This window comes from Brevundimonas sp. (genome assembly GCF_027487935.1).
GTDB lineage: Bacteria > Pseudomonadota > Alphaproteobacteria > Caulobacterales > Caulobacteraceae > Brevundimonas.
The window spans coordinates 84612-105569 of sequence record NZ_JAIYCP010000030.1 but is presented as its reverse complement, the minus strand read 5'-3'; the positions used below and the strand labels follow the sequence as shown (position 1 = coordinate 105569).

18 protein-coding genes are annotated in these 20958 nt (G+C 68.0%); 8 read left to right on the top strand and 10 right to left on the bottom strand.

The annotated features are described in order from the left end of the window. The first annotated feature begins 181 nt into the window (after positions 1-181). Positions 182-685 (top strand): YbjN domain-containing protein, encoded by a 504-nt coding sequence (locus tag Q0053_RS11670; protein ID WP_298100323.1) that lies wholly within the window; start codon positions 182-184, stop codon positions 683-685. Between the two features lie 90 nt (positions 686-775). On the opposite strand, the gene mdh is transcribed toward Q0053_RS11670, so the two are convergent. Continuing rightward, complete coding sequence (gene mdh, locus Q0053_RS11665) at positions 776-1738, bottom strand: malate dehydrogenase (RefSeq protein WP_298100321.1); 963 nt, start codon at positions 1736-1738, stop codon at positions 776-778. 134 nt (positions 1739-1872) lie between these two features. On the opposite strand from mdh, the gene Q0053_RS11660 reads away from it, so the two are divergent. From Q0053_RS11660 to Q0053_RS11640, 5 genes are all read left to right on the top strand, one after another. Further along, complete coding sequence (locus tag Q0053_RS11660) at positions 1873-2646, top strand: EcsC family protein (protein WP_298100319.1); 774 nt, start codon at positions 1873-1875, stop codon at positions 2644-2646. 59 nt (positions 2647-2705) lie between these two features. Next, the gene (locus tag Q0053_RS11655) at positions 2706-3089 is read left to right on the top strand and encodes a VOC family protein (protein WP_298100317.1); all 384 of its coding nucleotides are present in this window, start codon (positions 2706-2708) and stop codon (positions 3087-3089) included. Positions 3090-3215: 126 nt separating this feature from the next. Next, positions 3216-5423, top strand: a complete 2208-nt coding sequence (gene katG / locus Q0053_RS11650; RefSeq protein ID WP_298100315.1) for a catalase/peroxidase HPI — start codon at positions 3216-3218, stop codon at positions 5421-5423. A 303-nt stretch (positions 5424-5726) separates the two neighbouring features. After that, positions 5727-6614: a hydrogen peroxide-inducible genes activator gene (locus tag Q0053_RS11645; protein WP_298100331.1), complete on the top strand. Its 888-nt coding sequence runs from the start codon at positions 5727-5729 to the stop codon at positions 6612-6614. Between the two features lie 96 nt (positions 6615-6710). After that, on the top strand, positions 6711-9596 hold the full coding sequence (locus Q0053_RS11640) for a pitrilysin family protein (protein ID WP_298100313.1): 2886 nt from the start codon (positions 6711-6713) through the stop codon (positions 9594-9596). A 3-nt stretch (positions 9597-9599) separates the two neighbouring features. On the opposite strand, the gene Q0053_RS11635 is transcribed toward Q0053_RS11640, so the two are convergent. The 4 genes from Q0053_RS11635 to Q0053_RS11620 form a co-directional block, all read right to left on the bottom strand. Then, positions 9600-10421, bottom strand: coding sequence for a serine protease (locus Q0053_RS11635; RefSeq protein WP_298100311.1), 822 nt, complete (start codon positions 10419-10421; stop codon positions 9600-9602). A 125-nt stretch (positions 10422-10546) separates the two neighbouring features. After that, entirely contained in the window at positions 10547-10990 is a 444-nt protein-coding gene (locus Q0053_RS11630) for a DUF350 domain-containing protein (protein WP_298100309.1), read from the bottom strand. 216 nt (positions 10991-11206) lie between these two features. Continuing rightward, positions 11207-12364 (bottom strand): 23S rRNA (adenine(2503)-C(2))-methyltransferase RlmN, encoded by a 1158-nt coding sequence (gene rlmN, locus Q0053_RS11625; RefSeq protein WP_298100307.1) that lies wholly within the window; start codon positions 12362-12364, stop codon positions 11207-11209. A 227-nt stretch (positions 12365-12591) separates the two neighbouring features. Then, positions 12592-13002 (bottom strand): metallopeptidase family protein, encoded by a 411-nt coding sequence (locus tag Q0053_RS11620; protein ID WP_298100304.1) that lies wholly within the window; start codon positions 13000-13002, stop codon positions 12592-12594. Positions 13003-13205: 203 nt separating this feature from the next. Here Q0053_RS11620 and Q0053_RS11615 point away from each other — a divergent pair, with 203 nt between their 5' ends. Both Q0053_RS11615 and Q0053_RS11610 read left to right on the top strand, forming a co-directional pair. Further along, complete coding sequence (locus Q0053_RS11615; RefSeq protein WP_298100302.1) at positions 13206-15530, top strand: ATP-binding protein; 2325 nt, start codon at positions 13206-13208, stop codon at positions 15528-15530. Between the two features lie 188 nt (positions 15531-15718). Next, entirely contained in the window at positions 15719-16573 is an 855-nt protein-coding gene (locus Q0053_RS11610) for an HAD family hydrolase (protein WP_298100300.1), read from the top strand. A gap of 176 nt (positions 16574-16749) precedes the next feature. Here Q0053_RS11610 and Q0053_RS11605 read toward each other — a convergent pair whose 3' ends face one another. From Q0053_RS11605 to sdhA, 5 genes are all read right to left on the bottom strand, one after another. Continuing rightward, the gene (locus tag Q0053_RS11605) at positions 16750-17076 is read right to left on the bottom strand and encodes a PilZ domain-containing protein (RefSeq protein ID WP_298100298.1); all 327 of its coding nucleotides are present in this window, start codon (positions 17074-17076) and stop codon (positions 16750-16752) included. Continuing rightward, positions 17073-17873 (bottom strand): kinase, encoded by an 801-nt coding sequence (locus Q0053_RS11600; protein ID WP_298100296.1) that lies wholly within the window; start codon positions 17871-17873, stop codon positions 17073-17075. The genes Q0053_RS11605 and Q0053_RS11600 overlap by 4 nt, the downstream gene beginning before the upstream one ends. 9 nt (positions 17874-17882) lie before the next feature. Next, the gene (locus tag Q0053_RS11595; protein ID WP_298100294.1) at positions 17883-18203 is read right to left on the bottom strand and encodes a 2Fe-2S iron-sulfur cluster-binding protein; all 321 of its coding nucleotides are present in this window, start codon (positions 18201-18203) and stop codon (positions 17883-17885) included. A gap of 170 nt (positions 18204-18373) precedes the next feature. Next, a complete protein-coding gene (locus Q0053_RS11590; protein ID WP_298100292.1) occupies positions 18374-19174 on the bottom strand; it encodes a succinate dehydrogenase iron-sulfur subunit in 801 nt (266 codons plus the stop codon). Then, positions 19174-20958, bottom strand: a complete 1785-nt coding sequence (gene sdhA, locus Q0053_RS11585) for a succinate dehydrogenase flavoprotein subunit (RefSeq protein ID WP_298100291.1) — start codon at positions 20956-20958, stop codon at positions 19174-19176. Before sdhA ends, Q0053_RS11590 begins: the two co-directional genes overlap by 1 nt.

The following is a 20958-nucleotide window of genomic DNA, read 5'->3' as shown; positions in this document are numbered from 1 at the left end:
TCGCAGCTCGGACTGCGTACGTGGTCGTGGCGCTGCCGTGGAGTATCTGGCCCATAGTGCCTCCCGGAATGAAGGATCAGCTTGACTGATTCCCCCACACTCCGGGACAGAACACCTAGACTGGTGCCACAATTCCGCTCGGGCGGATCGCTCTAACTTCGGCCGTCCCTGGAGATCGCCCATGCGCCTGCCCGTCCTGTTTTCCGCCCTGGCCCTTGCCGTCGCCCTGCCCGGCGCGGCCCTGGCACAGACCCCGCCGCCGGCGGTGGTCCAGACCACAGGCGTTTCGGTCGCCGATGCCAAGGCCTGGCTGGCGGGTCTGGGCGGCAATGTCAGGGAACCGGTTCTGCGCGACGGGGTGACCAGTCTGCACATTGCGGACGAGCCCCTGCCCTGGAACCTGACCTTCTACGCCTGCGGCCCGAGCCTGTGCGACGACATCCAGTACAGCGCCATCTTCTCGGGCCCGATCACCCCCGACCAGATCAACGCCTGGAACCGCGACAACCGCTTCCTCAAGGCCTACTTCATGCCGGCCGGGCCGGGGAGCGCGGCAGGCGCGGTAGTGCAGTACGATGTCGTCCTGACCAACACCGGGACCGAACAGCTGCGGGAGCCGACGGTGATCTGGCTACAGATGCTGCGGACATTCGCCCAAGGGCTGGCGGCAGCGCCCGCCCAATAGCCGGAAAAAAGGCCGCGGATCGCTCCGCGGCCCCTTCGTTTCTTCCAAGGCGCTCAAGCAGCGAGCGACCGCGTCGCGCGCGATGGCGGCCTAGACGAGGCTGCCGTCGATGTCCTTGCAGGCCTGGATCAGGCCCTGGACCGACTCCACCGACTTGGCGAACATCGCCTTCTCGTCGTCATTGGTGGTGAATTCGATGACCTTTTCGACGCCGCCGGCGCCGATCAGGGCGGGGACGCCGACATAGAGATCCTTCAGGCCGTACTCACCCGACAGCCAGACGGCGCAGGGCAGGACGCGCTTCTGGTCCAGCAGATAGGAACGGGCCATGGCGATGGCGCTCTCGGCCGGGGCGTAGAAGGCCGAGCCGGTCTTGAGCAGGGCGACGATCTCGCCGCCCCCCTTGCGGGTGCGGTCGACGATGGCGTCCAGCTCGGCCTGGGTCAGCATGCCGGCCTTGACGGCGTCGGGCAGGGGCAGGCCGCCGACGGTCGAGTGACGCACCATGGGGACCATGTCGTCGCCGTGGCCGCCCAGGGTCCAGGCGTGGATGTCCTGGATGGAGACGCCGGTCTTCTCGGCGAGGAAATACGCGAACCGGGCCGAGTCGAGCACGCCGGCCATGCCGACGACCTTCTCCTTCGGCAGGCCCGAGAATTTCTGCAGGGCCCAGACCATGGCGTCGAGCGGGTTGGTGATGCAGATGACGAAGGCGTCCGGGGCGTGGGCCTTGATGCCCTCACCGACGGCCTTCATGACCTTCAGATTGATGCCGATCAGGTCGTCGCGGCTCATGCCCGGCTTGCGCGGCACGCCGGCGGTGACGATGCAGATGTCGGCGCCCGCGATGTCGGCATAGTCATTGGCGCCCTTGAGAGCGACGTCGGTGCCGAACACGGCCGTGGCCTCGGCGATGTCCAGCGCCTTGCCCTGGGGCGTGCCCTCGGCAATGTCGAACAGGATGATGTCGCCCAGCGCTTCGCGCGCTGCCACGTGGGCCAGGGTGCCGCCGATCATGCCGGCGCCGATAAGGGCGATCTTCGCGCGAGCCATCAGGTGTCTCCGTTGGCCTGTCGCGCCGGGCGCTGTTTGAGGCCGTGTATGGGTGGGGGAGGGAAAGCGATGGCGGCGGTCTAGACCCGCTCGCTTTCCCCTGCAACCGTCACCCTGCGTCCGCCGGAGCCGTCATGGCCAGTCTGCCCGAAATCATCGCCCCCGAGGCCGTGCCAGACGACCTGATCACGGTCGTGGATGAGGCGACGGTGCGCGCCGAGGTCGCGGCCTGGCGGGCGAAGGTGCTGAAGCCGCCCGGTCTGTGGGACCGGGCCACGCGCGGGACCCAGGACCGGATCAACCGGATCATCCCCGAACGGGTCCACGCCATCATCACCTCGGGCGTCGAGGCGATGACGAAGGGAATCCTGTTCGGCTCGGACCTGATCCCGGCCCGGGCCATGGCGGACGGCTCGCTGGCGGCGCGGGAGTTGCGCGCGCGGGCCAGGATCAAGGCGTACCGCACCACCGCCAGCGTCGAGGGCGGGGTCGCAGGGGCGGGCGGTTTCGTGCTGGCGGCGGCGGACTTCCCGGCCCTGATGGCGATCAAGGTGCGGATGCTGGGCGAGGTCGTCGGCGCCTATGGCTGGGGCGGCGATACGGTACGCGAGCGGCTGTTCCTGCTGCACATCTTCCACCTGGCCTTCGCCAGCGCGCAGCGGCGGCCCGGGGCCCTGGCCGAGCTGGAGCGCTGGATCGCGGACGTCGACCAGCCCGACGCCATCACCGAATACGACTGGCGGCGCTTCCAGATCGAGTACCGGGATTACATCGACCTGGCCAAACTGGCCCAGCTGATCCCGGTCGTCGGTGCCCCGATCGGGGCGGTGGTCAACTGGCGACTGGTGGACCGGCTGGGCGAGACGGCGATGATGGCCTGCCGGATGCGGTGGCTGGGGGAGAGTTGACGTTCCGGTTTTGTTCGTATTTGTTGGGCTGACGGATCAGCCAGAGGAAGGATTTCCACATGATCGGCTATGTGACGCTGGGCACGAATGACCTCGAGCGGGCTGCCCAATTCTATGACGCCGTCGCGGCGGAACTGGGAACGTCGCGGATGATGGAGTGGCCGGGGGCGATCGCCTGGGGCACGCCGGGCGGCGGGGCCGGGATCGGGCTGACGAAGCCGTTCGACGGCCAGGCGGCCAGCGTCGGCAATGGGGTGATGGTGGCGCTGGAGGCGTCTTCACGCGAACAGGTCCATCGGCTGTATGACATCGCCCTGGCCCACGGCGGGACCTGTGAGGGCCCGCCCGGACCGCGCGGGGACAGTTTCTATGCCGCCTATTTCCGTGATCCGGACGGCAATAAGCTGAATGCCTTCCTGATGACGCAGGGCGCAGCGGCCTGATCCGGCGCGTCGATAGATTTTTCTGTTCCTGCAAACAGGGTTTATCGATTTTCCCTCCGGAGGCGAAAGGTCTAGGGTCCTAGCGAACACGCGCAGACGCAGCGCGCCCAGCTTCAGGAGACCATCATGGACGGAAACGCCGGCGGACCCGCCCCCCTCAATGATCCGAAAAAGACCTCGGCGGCACAGCGCTCGCTGATCGGACGGACCAACCGTGACTGGTGGCCGAACCAGATCGCCGTGGACATCCTGCACCAGCAGGGCCGGACCGGCGATCCGATGGGCGAGGGCTTCAGCTATGCCGAGGCGTTCAAGGCGCTGGACCATGCCGCGGTGAAACGCGACCTGACCGCCCTGATGACCGACAGCCAGCCCTGGTGGCCGGCGGACTATGGCCACTACGGCCCCTTCTTCATCCGCATGGCCTGGCACTCGGCCGGCACCTATCGCACGGGCGACGGCCGCGGTGGTGCGGGCGCGGGCCAGCAGCGGTTCGCCCCGCTGAACTCCTGGCCGGACAACGGCAACCTCGACAAGGCGCGGCGCCTGCTGTGGCCGATCAAGCAGAAATACGGGGCCAGCCTGTCCTGGGCCGATCTGATGATCCTGGCCAGCAATGTCGCCATCGAATCGATGGGCGGGCCGGTGTTCGGCTTCGGCGGCGGCCGGGCCGACGTCTGGGAACCCGAGAAGGACGTCTACTGGGGCACGGAGGCGAACTGGGTCGCCGCCGAGGAAACCCGCATCCAGCCCGACAAGGGACTGGAGCTGGAAAGCCCGCTGGCCGCCATCCAGATGGGTCTGATCTATGTGAACCCCGAAGGCCCCGGCGGCGTGCCGGAGGCCCTGCTGTCGGCCCGCGACATCCGCGAGACCTTTGCCCGCATGGGCATGAATGACGAAGAGACCGTCGCCCTGACGGTCGGCGGCCACACCTTCGGCAAGGCCCACGGCGCGGGCGACGCCTCCAAGGTCGGGGTCGAGCCCGAGGGTGCGGACATCGCAAAACAGGGCATGGGCTGGATCTCGACCCATGAGAGCGGGATGGGTGACGACACCATCACCTCGGGCATCGAGGGCGCCTGGACGCCGACGCCGATCCAGTGGGACATGTCCTATTTCGACATGCTGCTGGACCATGAATACGAACTGGTCCGGAGCCCGGCGGGTGCCAAACAGTGGCAGCCGGTCGGCAATCCGCCGGAGACTCTCGCCCCGGCCGCCCATACGCCGGGCAAGCGGGTTCCGACGATGATGACCACCGCCGACATGGCGTTCAAATTCGACCCCGAATACCGCAAGGTGATGGATCGTTTCCGGGCGGATCCCGCCTATTTCGGCGACGCCTTCGCCCGCGCCTGGTTCAAGCTTTGCCACCGCGACATGGGGCCCAAGGCCCGCTACCTCGGGCCGGACGTGCCGGCGGAGGACCTGATCTGGCAGGACCCGATCCCGGCCCATCAGGGACCCTTGATCGGCACGGCCGATATCAAGGCGCTGAAGGACCATATCGCAGCCTCCGGCCTGTCGGTCTCCGAACTGGTGAAGACGGCCTGGGCCTCGGCGTCGACCTATCGCGGCTCGGACCATCGCGGCGGGGCCAACGGCGGCCGCCTGCGTATGGAGCCGCAGCGCAGCTGGGACGTCAACGAACCGGGCGCGCTGTCGAAGGTCCTGCAGACCTATGAGCGGATCAAGGCAGACTCCGGCCTCAACGTCTCGATCGCCGACCTGATCGTGCTGGGCGGCTCGGTCGGGGTGGAACAGGCGGCGAAGGCCGGCGGTCATGCGATCGAGGTTCCCTTCACCCCGGGCCGCACCGACGCCTCGGCCGAACAGACGGACGTTGCGGGCTTCGCCGTGCTGGAGCCCCGTGCCGACGGCTTCCGCAACTATCTGCAGGTCCGCTTCAATGTGCCGACCGAGGAGCTGCTGGTTGACCGGGCCCAGCTGCTGGGCCTGAACGCGCCCGAGATGACGGTGCTGGTCGGTGGCCTGCGCGTTCTGGGTGCCAACCACGGCGGATCGAAGCATGGCGTGCTCACGGACCGTCCGGGACAGCTGACCAACGACTTCTTCGTCCATCTGCTGGACATGCGGACGGCCTGGAACCCGGCCGACGACAGCAGCGACGAGACCTTCGTCGGTTCGGACCGCCAGTCCGGTGCGGCGCGCTGGACGGCGACCCGCGCCGATCTGGTGTTCGGCTCCAACTCGCAGCTGCGGGCCCTGTCGGAAGTCTATGCCTCGGCCGATGCTGGCGCGAAATTCGTCAAGGATTTCGTGGCCGCATGGACCAAGGTCATGAACGCCGACCGCTTCGACCTGGCCTGAGAGAGAGCATCCGGGGCGTATGGCGGCCTGAGCTGAATGGAAGGTTCATCACGACGGACACAACGAAGGCACAACGAGCACGACGGGAGCGGTGGTGGATCACCCAGCGCCGCTTCTTCCGGGGTCATGAGATCGCGGCTTCGCCGCCTTGATTGATCCATGCCCTGGACAAGCGCCGGGATCGTTACCCCGGACCCCGTTGTGACTTTCGTTGTGATCGTTGTGATGAACCTGCTTCCCTTTACGGCATAAGGCCGTCTGATTGACTTTGGCCAAACGATAGCAGGTGCCTATATGTCGGCCGTGCTCCCCACCCTGCGACAGCTCCAGTATCTCAAGCTTCTGGCCGAGCATGCCTCGTTCAGCCGCGCGGCAGAGGCGGCCCATGTCAGCCAGCCGGCCCTGTCGGCCGGGGTTCAGGAGCTGGAGAAGATTCTCGGCGCGCCGGTGGTCGAGCGGACCCGCGGCAACATCCAGCTGACCGCGGTCGGGGCCGAGGCCGTCCGACGCGGCGAGGACGTCCTGGCCCGAACCGAGGACCTGGTCGAGGCGGCGCGCAATGCGGGCAAGCCGCTGTCGGGCCGGTTCCGGCTGGGCGTGATCCCGACGGTCGCCCCCTTTCTCCTGCCCGCGAGACTGCCGGGCGTGAAGGCGGCCTGGCCGGCCCTGCGGCTGTTCATACGCGAGGACCTGACACCGCGGCTGATCGCCGGGCTGAAGTCGGGCCAGCTGGACGCGGCGGTGATCGCCCTGCCCTATTCAGCCCCGGGCATCGACCACGCCCGGATCGGCGATGACGAAATCATGGCCGCAGCCCCCGCCGGTCACCCCCTGGCGGGAACCGGGCCGATTCCGGCCGGGTCGCTGAAGGCCGAGGACCTGATCCTGCTGGAGGACGGCCACTGCCTGCGCGACCATGCCCTGGCCGCGTTCGGAATCGAGCCGCCGCGGGGTGAGGACGTCTTCGCCGCAACCAGCCTGCACACCCTGGTGCAGATGGTCTCGGCCGGGCTGGGCGTCAGCTTCCTGCCCGAGATGGCGGTGCGCGCCGGGCTGGCGGACCTGCCCGGGGTCGTGGTCCGGCCGATCACGGCCCGTGCCCCTCGCCGCGAGATCGTGGTGGCCTGGCGTGCCGGCTCGAGCCGGTCGGCCGAGGCGAGGCTGCTGGCGGATGCCCTCAGGCAGGACTGAGCGTCCGCTTCATTACGACTCCGTAAGGTGCACCGGATTTCGGCCCTGATAGGGTTCGCGCGCCCGCACATGCCGGGCGATCCGGAGCCCTGCCCCATGAAGTCCCGCCTGTTCGCCGCCGCCTCGATCGCCGCCCTGATGATGGCACTGCCCGCCTGCGCCTCCGTCGGAGATGGCTCGAATGCGGCCGGGCCTGCGGCGGCGGTCAGTGAGATGGGGCAGGCCAGTGAAACGGCCGACGCGGTCGTCGTCCCGCCGCTGGGCTTCCAGGAGCGGACCCTGGCGAACGGCCTCCGGGTCTTCACGGCGCGGGACACCTCGACCTCGAACGTCACCGTCCAGGTCTGGTACAAGGTCGGCTCCAAGGACGATCCGCAGGACCGCTCGGGCTTCGCCCACCTGTTCGAACATCTGATGTTCAAGGCGACCGAGAATTTCCCGGACGAGACCTTTGACCGGCTGACCGAGGACGTGGGCGGCAACAACAATGCCTTCACCTCGGACGATGTCACCGCCTATCACGAGACCGTGCCGGCCAATCACCTTGAACGGCTGATCTTCGCCGAGGCCGACCGGCTGGGGTCGCTGGTGGTCAATGAAGCCGTGTTCGAGAGCGAGCGCGACGTGGTCAAGGAGGAGTACCGCCAGGGCGTTCTGGCCAGCCCCTATGGCCGGCTGTTCAGCCTGTTCGTGCCGGCGACCGTCTATCAGGACCATCCCTACCGCCGCTCGACCATCGGCTCGATCGAGGACCTCGACGCCGCGACCATCGAGGACGTGCGCCGCTTCCACGCCACCTACTATCGCCCGGACAATGCCTATCTGATCGTGTCGGGCAATTTCGACCAGGGTCAGCTGGACGGCTGGATCGACCGCTATTTCGGACCCCTGACCAATCCGGACCGCGCCCTGCCCGCCAATGATGTGCGCGAGCCCGAGCCGACCGGCCCGCGCGAGGCCACCTTCCACGCCCCGAACGTGCCCCTGCCCGCCGTGGTGCTGGCCTGGCCGACCGTACGCTATGACCATCCCGACCGGGCGGCCCTGACCGTGCTGGACGGCATATTGTCGACCGGGGAGTCCAGCCGCCTGTACCGGTCGCTGGTTTATGATCAGCAGCTGACGGCCCAGACCAGTTCGAGTCTGGACGCCAGCCAGCAGGCCGGGGCCCTGACCGCCTATGCCATCATGGCTGAAGGCCGGACGCCCGAGGAAGGCCTGGCGGCCCTGCGCGCCGAAGCGGCCCGCCTGCGTGACGCGCCGGTCACCGAAGCCGAACTGGCCGAGGCCAAAAACGAACTCGTCGCCTCGGCCCTGCGCCAGCGCGAGACGGTCGAGGACCGCGCCAATGCGCTGGGCTGGTCACTGATCAACACCGGAAACGCCGCGGCGGCCGACCGCGAGATCGCCGACCTCCAGGGCGTGACCGCCGCCGACATCCAGCGGGTGGCGCGACGCTATCTGACGGACCAGCGCAGCATCGCCATCCGCTATCTGAACGCCGATTACGCCAACCCCGCGACCGTGCAGGCCGTCAATGTCACGGCCCCGGTCACGGTCGCCGACCTGGCACCGGTCGGCCGGATCTTCGAACTGCTGCCCGAGGACCAGCGCGAGCCCCTGCCGCAGCCCGGTGCCGCCGTCGAGCCGGCCACCCCGGCCATCCAGTCCTTCACCCTGGCCAACGGTCTGGAGGTCTTCGTCGCCCGCAAGCCGGGCCTGCCGCTGGTCTCGGCCCGCCTCAGCCTGCCCGCCGGTTCAGCCCATGACCCCTCGGGCAAGGCGGGGGTGGCCAATATGACCGCCGCCCTGCTGACCCAGGGCGCGGACGGCCGGTCGGCTCCCGAGATCGCGGCGCAGATCGAGCAGCTGGGGGCCGACATCGGCGCCTCCTCGGGCGCGGACTTCACCACCATCTACGCCAATGCCCCGGCCGACGTCTTCCCGCAGGCGATGGAGATCCTCGCCGACCTGGCCCGCCGCCCCGACTTTGCCGGAGAGGAACTCGAGCGCCAGCGCGATCAGGCGCTGGACGGTCTGCGCATCCAGCTCAGCTCGCCCGGCCCGGTCGGGTCGGCCGCCGTGGCGCGTGTGGTCTATGGCGATGCGCCCTATGGCGCACCCGGCGGAGGGACGCTGAGCTCCCTGCCGGCCCTGACCCGCGAGGATGTGGTCGCCTTCCACACCGGCCGCTATTCGCCCGTCGGAGCCAAGCTGGTCTTCTCGGGCGACATCACCGCCGATCAGGCCCGCGCCCTGGCCGAACAGACTTTCGGGGACTGGAATGCCTCGGCGGCCGCCCCCGCAATCGCGGCCCGCGCCGGCGCGGCGCCACCGCCCCGCGTGGTGGTCATCGACCAGCCCGGTGCCGGTCAGGCCGCCGTATTCGTCGCCCGGCGCAGCATCGCGCGCGATAATGCGGACTATTTCCCCCTGACCCTGGGCAACACCCTGCTGGGCGGCAGCTTCACCTCGCGCCTCAACCAGGAGATCCGCATCAAGCGCGGCCTCAGCTACGGCACCCGTTCTGGCCTGGGCGTGCGGCTGGATACCGGGGCCTTCACCGCCTCGGCCCAGACCCGTAATGATGCGGCCGTCGAGGTCGCCGGCCTGATCCTGGCCGAACTGACCCGGCTGGCCACGACCCTGCCGACCGGGAGCGAAATGACCACCCGTCAGGCCATCCTGACCGGCGCCTTCGGCAGTTCGCTGGAGACGGTCGACGGCCTGGGGTCCCTGGTCGCCGGTCTGGCGCTCTACGACCTGCCCATGAGCGATCTGGCGGCCTATGCGGGCCGGGTGCGGGCGATCACCCCCGAACAGGTCCAGGCCGCCTTCGCCGAACACCTGCCGGCGTCCGAAGCCAGCCTGGTGATCGTGGGCGATGCCGCCACCTTCATCGAGGCGCTGCGGGCCAGTTATCCGAACGTCGAGGTTATTCCCCTGACCGGGCTGAACCTCGACTCGGCAACCCTGCAGTAGGGCTCAGACCGCCAGGCAAACGACCTGGGCCACCCGGAGCTCGCGGCGCAGGTCGTCGGCGACGAGGCCGTAGTTATCGACCGTGATGAAACGCCGGGTCAGGGGCTCGTCGGCCTTCTGCACGCCCCGGATCGCGGGGCCGAAGGTGTCGGGCGCGGTGGTGTAGATCCGGCCCCGTCGCGGGCTTTCGGCGATGGTCACCCCGATGGCCCGGCCCTGACGGTCCAGAACCGGCGCACCGGACAGGCCGGCCAGGGTGCCGCCCAGGCCGTCGGTACGGCCGACCTCGGCCCAGGCCAGCACCGGCTCGTCACGCTGTCCCCGACCCCGGACCTGCAGCGTCTCGCGGCCGAGCAGGCGGGAGGCGACCTCGCCGGCCTGCGCCTGGGGGAAGCCCGGATGGAACCCCCGCTGGCCGGAGCGCAGCTCATGCGTGGCCAGCACCGGGACAGCGTCGGGTCCGCCACGGGTCAGCAGGACCGCAATGTCGGCGCGGGAGGCCAGCCGGACATCGGCGGCGACGGCCCGGCCGCCGCCGACCAGAATGGCCGGGCGACGGCAGCCCTCGACCACATGGCGGGCGGTCACCCAATAGCCGTCACGCGAGATCGAAAAGGCCGTTCCCGAGCTGGGCTGGAAGGGAATATCCGGCGCATTGACCGTGACGGCCGGATCGAACGGGGTGATCGGACCCAGCAGCGCACCCTCGACCTCGTCCGGCGGAGGCGGTGCCGGAGGCGCGTCAGCATTCTCCCTCAGCCGCAAGGACCAGATGACGAGGGCCGCGACGACTGCGGAATAGAGGATCCAGTCGGGAATACGCATCAGCTTCGAGGGTCGAAAGCCAGGGTGCGGGTGGCCCGGTCATCGGGTTGGGGCGAAGCAGGCATGATCGTCGCTCCGGACCTCTCCGCTCTGCGCACGCGACCCATCTCCCTCATCCGGCAACCCTATCCCGTCAGGGCGGCGGCGAGGATCAGGGCGGTCGCGAGCTTGGCACCGACCAGGAGAACGGCCGCCGCGATCTCACCCTCGCGGATTCGCTGGGGCAGGCCGGTCAGGAGCATGTCGACCAGCCGAAACGCCAGCAGTTGCAGCACCACGGTCGCGACGCCCCACAGGACGATATCCTTGATCGAGGTCGAGACGCTGAGGCTGACCGCCAGCGGGATCGCCAGGCCCAGGAGCACGCCGGAAAAGGCTACGGCCGCCGCGGCATTGCCGTCGCGGATCAGGGATATCTCCCTCCACGGCGTAAACAGGGCGTAGAGCGTCGCGCCCGCAGCCAGCAGGGCCAGCGTCACGCCCAGGTGCGCCAGGGTCGTTGGAAACCCGGTCGCAAAGGCCTGGACCTCGGCGCTTTCGAGCAGGGTGGTGAGGGACGAGGAGTCCATGATTGTCCGGTTGCAAGAGCCCCGGAACGATTGCCCGGTTTTCGCCCCAATCCGCAAGAGGAGCCAGGACACAGTTGGTGAAGAAGTGTGTCGGAAGGAGTGGCTAGTGGTTAGTGGTTAGTGGCTGGCCGGCGGTTGCGCAGCCGCGCGGACCGCGCCGCCCTTCCGCCGTCAGAGCAGCGGCAATCACTAACCACTAACCACTAGCCACTCCCTTCAGGCGGCTTCCGCCGCCGCCTTGCGTGCCACCGAGGCCCGGACCTTTTCGCTTTCGGACTTGAGCTGGCCGCAGGCGGCGAGGATGTCGCGGCCGCGGGGGGTGCGGATCGGGCTGGCATAGCCGGCCTTGTTGAGGATGGCCGCAAACCGCTCGATCGTCTTCCAGTCCGAACACTCATAGTCCGTGCCGGGCCAGGGGTTGAACGGGATCAGATTGACCTTGGCCGGAATGCCCTCGATCAGCTTGACCAGGGCGCTGGCCTCTTCGGGGCTGTCGTTGACGCCCTTCAGCATGACGTATTCGAAGGTCACCCGCCGGGCATTGGAGATGCCCGGATAGGCGCGGATGCCCGCCATCAGCTCGGCCAGGTCGTATTTCCTGTTCAGCGGCACCAGCACGTCGCGCAGGGGGTCGTTGGTGGCGTGCAGGCTGATCGCCAGCATGGCCTGGGTGCGGGTACCCAGCGGCTCCAGCATCGGCACCACGCCCGAGGTCGAGACAGTGATCCGCCGCCGCGACAGGGCGATGCCCTCATTGTCCGAGATGATGTCGATGGCGTCGGCGACATGGTCCAGATTGTAGAGTGGCTCGCCCATGCCCATGAAGACGATGTTCGACAGGCGACGGTCTTCCTTGGGCGACGGCCACTCCTCGAGGTCGTCGCGGGCCACCTGGACCTGGGCCACGATCTCGGCGGCGGTCAGGTTGCGGACCAGCTTCTGGGTGCCGGTGTGGCAGAAGGTGCAGTTCAGGGTGCAGCCGACCTGCGAGGACACGCACAGGGCCCCGGCGCGGCCGACGTCCGGGATGTAGACGGTTTCGATCTCGATACCCGGCGCGGTGCGGATCAGCCATTTGCGGGTGCCGTCCTGCGAGACCTGGCGTTCGACGATCTCGGGCCGGGCCAGGGTGAAGGCGGCGGCCAGTTTCGCCTGGGTATCCTTGGCCACATTGCTCATGGCGGCGAAGTCGGTAACGCCGAAATGGTGGATCCAGCCCCAGACCTGCGAGGCGCGCATCTTGGCCTTTTCCGGCGGGCAGATGTCGGCGTCGATCAATGCTTGACGCAGGCCCGCGCGCGTCAGACCGGAGAGGTTGACGAGGGCCGCCGGCTTGGCGGCGGACGTGCGGGAAAGGTCGAGCGTCAGGCTCAAGGCAGCATCCTGTCGGCGCGGGAGGGGCGGCTTATACCACAGATCGGGCAGGATTTAAGGCTGACATCCTGATCCTTCTCCCATTGGGAGAAGGTGGCGCGCAGCGCCGGATGTGGGTCGGCTGTGAGAAGCGGCGAAGCCGCCCTCCGGCGGTCGACCCACACCCTTTCGCGCAAGGACGACGGCTCCGCCGTCGTGCGCTCAAGCCCTCTCCCAATGGGAGAGGGTCAGTGTTCGGCGCCCTCCACCACATCGATCCGGTCGTCATCCAGACCGAAATGGTGGCCGATTTCGTGGATCAGGACGTGGGCGATGATCTCGGACAGGCCGACGTCGCCCCGTTCGCACCATTCGTCGAGGATGGGGCGGCGATAGAGGAAGATACGCGAGGGTTCGGCCGCGGGACCGAGCGAGTCCCGGCCGCCCAGATCGACGCCGTGATAGAGGCCGGTCAGTTCGAACGGGTCCTCCATGCCGAAGCCGGCCAGAATCTCCTCGTCGGCGAAGTCATCGATCCGGATCACAACCTCGCCCGCCAGCGACCGGAACGGTTCGGGCAGGGCGTCGAAGGCCTCGCGCGCCAGCCGGGCGAAGTCGTCGAGGGAGGGGGCGGATTGGTCGGTCCAGGTGGGGGGCATCGGGCCAGACTGAGTGGTTGGTGGTTAGTGGCTAGTGGTTGGCCGGCGCCTGCGGAGCTGATGAGGCGGCGTCACCCTTCCGCAGGCCGTGAAGCTGCAATCACCAATCACTAGCCACTAACCACTCGCCACTCCAACCCCTCGCCTCACGCCCCTCATGCGGTATGGTTACCGAATCACGTCGCGGGAGCTGACACGACACCATGGCCGAGGCCGACATCGCCTATGTCGCGACCGCGGGTGCCGCGGGGCTGGCCCTGGCCCTCAGCGCCTGGGCCGCGCGGCTGCGTGGGCGGTTGGCCGCGCGCAATCAGGTGGCGGAGACGGCCCTGGCGGCGGCTTTGGTTGATCTGGCCGATCGCGACGGGGCACTGGCGGCCTTTGAGGATGTGCGTCTGGCCCTGACGCCCGATGGACAGACCCGGCGGCTGGGGTCGCCCCAGGCCTGGGCAGCCCTGACCCGTGAACTCGGCGGCGACGAAGACCACGCGCGTGACCCCGGCCTGGTCGTGCTGGACGCCGCGCGGCGGGCGGCGGGACCGCGGCTGGATGCCCTGATCGACCAGGGTGAGGCCTTTGACGCCGTGCTGGAAGGGTCCGGCGGGGCCTGGTCGGTCGAGGGCCGGTCCTCGGCGGGGGCGGCCTGGCTGAGGCTGTCGCGGCTCGGGCTGGTCGGCACGGCCACCGAGAGCGGTCTGAGCCTGCTGGCGGATTCCTATCCGGCGCCGACCTGGATCACCGACGCAGCCGGTCGGCTGGCCTGGGCCAACAAGGCCTGGCTGACCGAGATGAAGGCCGACAGCGTCGAACAGGCGCGCGAAAAGGGACTGAGCTTCGACCGTGGCGCCGACGCCATTGTCGCCGAGGCCGGCCGGACCCACCGGCATCAGGACGGCTTCCGCTGGACGACCGGTGGCGGACGGCGCCGCGCCTGGCGGATTGTCGCCGAGCCGGTCCAGGGCGGGGCCGGGACCGTTCTGGCCTTCGCCCTCGACATGACCGAGGCCGAAGAGACGCGCGACACCCTGCGTCGCCATGTCGAGGCCCATGACGAGACGCTGAACCATCTGGCCGACGCCGTGGCCATCTTCGGCCCGTCCAAGCGGCTGGCCTTCCACAACACCGCCTTCCAGACGCTGTTCAACATAGACCCCGCCTGGCTGGATGAGCGCCCGACCCATGCCGAACTGCTGGACCGGCTACGCCAGCGCCGGCTGCTGCCCGAGGTCATCGACTACGCCGGATGGAAGGCGAAGGAGCTGGACTTCTACGGCGCCCCGGCGGCCGCGCCGGACGACAGCTGGTCCCTGCCGGACGGCCGGACCCTCAGGGTCGTGCGCCAACCCCATCCGCTGGGCGGGGTGCTGCTGCTGTTCTCGGACATCACCGACGAGCTGAAGCTGCGCAGCCGGTTCAATGCCCAGATCCAGGTCCAGACCGCGACCCTCGACAAGCTCAATGACGCCGTGGCCGTGTTCGGCTCGGACGGGCGGCTGCGGCTGCACAATGAGGCCTTTGACGCCTTCTGGGGCGTGACGGGCGAGGCCCTGGCGGCAGCCGGAGATTTCGACGCGGTCGCGGCCCTGTGCCAGTCAACCATGCCGGATCCTGCCCTTTGGCTGGGGCTGAAGGCGCGGGTCGCCGACCCGGATCCCGAAAGCCGGGTGCCGATCGCCGGTGAGGGCAAGACCACCGACGGCCGCATCGCCTCCTGGCTGACGCGCCCCCTGCCGGACGGGGCGACCCTGGTGGCCTTTTCCGACATCACCGCCCGGCGCGGTCTCGAACAGGCCCTGGCCGCCAAGGCCCAGGCGCTGGAGGAATCGACGGCGCTGAAGCGCGAGTTTGTGGGCAGTGTCTCCTATGAGCTGCGCACCCCCCTGACCACCATCGTCGGCTATTCGGAGCTGCTGGAGATGCAGGCCGACCTGCCCGATCGCAGCCGCCAGCATGCCGGTGCCATCCGCGTCGCCGCCAGCCAGCTGGCCAGTTCGATCGATGATGTGCTGGACATGGCCCAGATCGACGCCGGCGAGATGGAGTTGCAGCTCGGCGATGTGCGGGTGCACGATCTGCTGGAGGCCGCCGCCGGGCGTATCCAGGCCCGGATCGAGTCGCGCGGGGCTCGCCTGACGGTCGACAGCCCCGACGGTCTGCGGGCCATCCGTGCCGACGCCCAGAGGATCGGTCAGGCCCTCGATCATCTTCTGGATAACGCCGCCCGTGCCGTATCGGAGGGCGGGGCGGTGACCCTGGCCGCCGAGGCCTCGGCAACGGAGATCCGCATCCGGGTCGAGGACACGGGTCGGGGCATCCCCTATCACCTGCAGGCCCACGTCTTCGACCGGTTCGTCCGGCGCGAGCGGGGCGGACCGGGCGTCGGCCTGGCCCTGGTCAAGGCCCTCGTCGAACTGCACGGCGGCTGGGCCGAGGTCGTGAGCGAACCCGGCAAGGGCGCGGCCTTCATCCTGCACCTGCCGCTGGAGGCCGCAGGCGTGGCGGCGGCACCGGAGTTGCGGCTGGGGTGAGGGCTTGGGGCTTGGGGCTTGGGGCTTGGGGCTTGGGGCTTAGGGCTTAGGGCTTAGGGCTTAGGGCTTAGGGAAGTCTCAACCCGCAAGAGCCGTAGTGCCTTTCGAAATGTTTGGCTGGCCATTGTCCCTGACCCAAGCCCTAAGCCCTAAGCCCTAAGCCCCAAGACCTGCTTCCTGGACCCACCATGGCCAAACCCCTCAAGACCGCCCTGATCTACGATTTCGACGGCACCCTGGCGCGCGGGAACATGCAGGAGGTCACCTTCATTCCGTCGATCGGCATGGGGATCGGCGACTTCTGGGGGGCGGCGGACAGGCTGACGCGCGAAGCCGACGGCGACAACATCCTGATGTATATGCAGCTGATGCTGAAACAGGCGCGCGAGAACAATGCGCCGATCACGCGCAAGCTGCTGGCCGAGCACGGCGAGGATGTGAAACTGTTCGACGGCCTGAAATCCGACCTGACCGGTACGGGCTGGTTCGAACGCATCAATGCCATGGGCGAGCGATACGGGCTGGATATCGAGCACTACATCATCTCGGCAGGCCTCGAGGAGATGATCGAGGGCTGTCCGATCCGGCCGGAGTTCCGGCACGTCTTTGCCTCCAAATTCGTCTACGACGACCACGGCGTCGCGATCTGGCCGGCGGTCGGTGTGAACTATACGACCAAGACCCAGTATCTGTTCCGCATCAACAAGGGTGTGCTGAACCACTGGGAGCACGAGAAGATCAACCGGTTCATGGCCGACGACGACCGGCCGGTGCCGTTCGAACGGATGATCTTCCTCGGCGACGGCGACACCGATGTGCCGACCATGAAGATGATGCACACCAAGGGTGGCTATTCGATCGCGGTCTATGACCCGCGCAACTCCGAGCGCGACCAGCAGAAGATCTATGGTCTCATTTCGGAGGACCGGGTCAATTTCGTCGCCGCCGCCGACTATCGCGAAGGCTCGGCCCTGGACCTGATCGTCAAGGGCCTGATCGGCCGGATCGCCATCACGGCCGGGACGGTTCCGGACGTTCTCTGATCAGGAAGCCGGCGGTCAGATCGCGTTCAGCGGCAGTTTGAGGAACCGTTTGCCCGAGGGCCCGGGCGGCGGCAGGATCCACGGGTGGGTGCCAATGCCGTCCCCGGACGTCGGCTGTTCGCGGGACTGATCCTGATCGTCGCCGTCTATGTGGCGATCAAGGCGCTGACGGCAGTCTAGCGCCCGCCCGCCCGCAACCACGCCGCCCGGGCATCTGAGAGGCGCGAGGGGACCAGACCCCGCAGGGAGGCCTGGCCGATGCGTTTGAGTCCGGCCTCGATACCCTTCTGCCAGGCCACCTGCGCCTCGATCGCAAGGCCTTGATCGATATCGATGACCACGACCACCTTCGGAAGGAGCAGGTCCCGGTCCAGCCGGATACGGCCGCCCTGGGCCGACCGATCGATCATCACGCAAGGCGTCTCGAAGCCGGGCGCGAGCACCAGACCCCGCTCATTGGTGGGCGAGCGCAGCTCGAAACGACGGTCCGGAGGAGTGTTCATTCGCCCATAGAGCCCGGCAGATGGTTTCGATCCAGTTTCACCATGACATCGGCCTTCACGCCACCGTCCAGCATGCGCCGGGTGATGCGTTCGAAATACTGGATGAAACCGGCCAGACGCACGCGTTCGGCGGGAGGCAGGTCGGCGGGCGCGATGCCCAGCAGATCGGCCTCCTGCTGGCATCGCCAGTCCAGCACCACATCGAACGACGGTGCGTGAAGGAACAGGACCGCATCGAACCGGGCGACGAAATCGGCATAAGGCCCGCCGACGAAGCCGTTGACGGCGCGCCGCCAGCGGCCGTCCGGATCTTGATCCGTCTCGAGGGCGTTGACGGGGACGGCCAGGGCCGCGGCCTCTTCCGGCAGGGCCCCGAGACACCAGGCGTCGATCAGGATCGCCGAGGGCCGGCCCCGGAAGACGCGCCAGTCAGCGACCGGCCGCCGGTCGTCGCCGCGCTTGTCGAAATCGGGGATGAAGGTCTCGTCGTCCGGCCCGGCCGCGGACAGGGTGTCGATCAACTGTTGCAGCAGGCCGAGGTCATGCGTTCCCGGCGGACCCCGGGTGACGAACAGCGGATGGACCTCGCGCGCCATGGCCTCGCGTTCGGCGCGGGTCAGATAGACGTCGTCGATCGAGATCTGGGCCGCCCCGAACCGGTCGGCAGCGGCACGGGCCAAAGTGGTCTTGCCGGAGCCCTGCGCCCCGACGATGGCGATCAGAGGTGGGCGATCGTCCGGACCGTCGGCGATCAGCCGGCCGATCCGATCGACGAGGTCAGGATTGGCCTGGCCCATGGCCGCGGCTCAGTGCTGGCTTTCGGGCAGGCGCACGATCAGGCCGTCCAGATCGTCGGTGACCCGGATCTGGCAGGACAGGCGGCTGTTCGGCTGGACGTTGTCAGCGAAGTCCAGCATCGACTCCTCCATGGCCGAGGGCCGCCCGGTTTCGGCGGCGAAGGCCTGGTCGACATAGACATGGCAGGTGGCGCAGGCGCAGGCACCGCCGCAGTCGGCGTCAATGCCGGGGACATTGTTGCGAACCGCGCCCTCCATGACGGAAAGGCCGGTCTTGACCTCGACGACATGTTCGCGGCCGTCGTGTTCGATGTAGGTGATCTTCGCCATGTCGCGCCTATAGCGGTCCATTCTTCGCCGCGAAAGCGGCAACCGGTTGGCATTCAGGGTTCATCACGGCGAACACAACGGAGGCACAACGCGCACGACGGCAGTGGCGCAGGACCCGTCGTGTTCGTCGTGGAAACGCTGTGCCCGTTGTGATGAACCCGCTTCGCGGGCTACGCCGCTTCCGTCTTCTTCCGCCCCGGAGCGACCATCAGCTTCTTGGTCTTGGCGATCGCCTCGGCCGGGTTCAGGCCCTTGGGGCAGACCTGGGCGCAGTTCATGATGGTGTGGCAGCGGTAGAGTTTGAACGGATCCTCGAGGTCGTCGAGCCGCTTGTCCGTGGCGTCATCGCGGCTGTCCGCGATCCAGCGGTAGGACTGCAGCAGGGCCGCGGGGCCGAGGTATTCCGTCTGGTTCCACCAGTAGCTCGGGCAGGAGGTCGAGCAGCAGGCGCACAGGATGCATTCGTACAGGCCGTCCAGCTTGGCGCGGTCTTCCGGCAGCTGGATTCGCTCCTTCTCCGGGTCCGGTTCGTCGGACTGGAGATACGGCTGGATCGAGTCGTACTGGGCATAGAACAGGGTCAGGTCCGTCACCAGATCCTTGACCACCGGCTGGTGCGGCAGGGGGGCGATGGAAATGGTCGAGGAGGAACACTCCTCCCAGCCCTTGGTGCAGGCCAGGGTATTGCGGCCGTCGATGTTCATCGAGCAGGAGCCGCAGATGCCCTCGCGGCACGAGCGCCGGAAGGTCAGGGTCGGGTCGATCTCGTTCTTGATGTGGATCAGGGCGTCCAGCAGCATCGGGCCGTGATCGTCAGCCGAGATCTCGAACGTGTCCCAGCGCGGGTCGGCGTCGACCTCGGGGTCATAGCGATAGACCTTGTAGGTCTTGACGTTCTTCGCGCCCTTGGCGGCCTTGTGGACCTTGCCGCGCGTGGGCCTGGAGCCCTTGGGGAGAGTCAGCTGGACCATCAGTACACCCGTGTCTTGGGCTCAATGTAATCGATGTCTTTCGACATCGTGTAGTTGTGGACCGGACGGTAGTCGATCTTCACCGCCTCACCCGGCGTCTTCCAGGACAGGGTGTGTTTCATCCACTCGGCGTCGTTGCGGTCCGGATAGTCCTCGCGGGCGTGGGCTCCGCGGCTCTCGGTCCGGTTCAGGGCGCTCTCGATGGTCACCAGGGCCTGGTCGATCAGATTGTCGTATTCGAGGGTCTCGACCAGATCGGTGTTCCAGATCAGGCCGCGATCCGTGGTCTTGATGTCGGCGCCGGCGGCGTGGATGGCGCGCAGCTTGGCCGTCCCCTCCTCCAGCGTCTTGCCGGTGCGGAAGACCGCCGCGTCGGACTGCATGGCACGCTGCATGTCGATGCGCAGCTTCGACGTCGGGGTCGAGCCACTGGCGTGGCGGAAGCGGTCGAGGCGGGCCAGGTGGCCGTCCGTGGTCGAGGCCGGGGCGTCCGGCACCTTCGAGGCCTTGTCCACCACCTCGCCGCAGCGCAGGCCGGCGGCGCGACCGAAGACGACCAGATCGGTCAGGCTGTTGGAGCCGAGACGGTTGGCCCCGTGCACCGAAACGCAGGCCGCCTCGCCCACCGCCATCAGGCCGGGGACGACGGTATCGGCATTGTCGCCGACCTTGGTCAGGACCTCGCCGTGATAGTTCGTCGGGATGCCGCCCATATTGTAGTGGACGGTGGGCAGGACCGGGATCGGGGCCTTGGTCACATCGACGCCGGCGAAGATTTTCGCGCTCTCGGAAATGCCCGGCAGCCGCTCGTGCAACACGGCCGGATCGAGATGGTCGAGGTGCAGGTGGATGTGGTCCCTGTTCGGGCCCACGCCACGGCCCTCACGGATTTCGATGGTCATGGAGCGTGAAACCATGTCGCGCGGGGCCAGGTCCTTCACGGTCGGCGCATAGCGCTCCATGAAGCGCTCGCCCTCGGAATTGGTCAGATAGCCGCCCTCGCCGCGGGCCCCCTCGGTGATCAGGCAGCCGGCGCCGTAGATGCCGGTCGGGTGGAACTGGACGAATTCCATGTCCTGCAGCGGCAGGCCGGCGCGCAGCACCATGGCATTGCCGTCGCCGGTGCAGGTGTGGGCGCTGGTGGCCGAGAAATAGGCACGGCCGTAGCCGCCGGTGGCCAGGATCACCAGTTTGGCGCGGAAGCGGTGCAGGGTGCCGTCATCGAGCTTGAGCGCGGTCACGCCGGTGCAGGCACCGTCCTGCATGATCAGGTCCAGGGCGAAATACTCGATGAAGAACTCGACCTCGCGGCGCACCGACTGGCCGTAGAGGGTGTGCAGGATGGCGTGACCGGTGCGGTCGGCGGCGGCGCAGGTGCGCTGCACCGGGCCCTCGCCGAAATTGCGGGTCATGCCGCCGAAGGCACGCTGGTAGATCTTGCCCTCTTCGGTGCGCGAGAAGGGCACGCCCCAGTGCTCCAGCTCGTAAACCGCCTTGGGCGCGTTGCGGACCAGATATTCGATGGCGTCCTGGTCACCCAGCCAGTCCGACCCCTTGACGGTGTCGTACATGTGCCACTGCCAGGAATCCTCGCCCATATTGCCGAGCGAGGCGGAGATACCACCCTGGGCCGCGACCGTATGGGAGCGGGTCGGGAAGACCTTGGAAACACAGGCGACCTTCAGCCCCTGCTGGGCCGCGCCGAGGGCGGCACGAAGGCCCGAGCCGCCCGCGCCGACGACGACGACGTCATAGGCGTGATCGACAAATTCATAAGCAGCCAT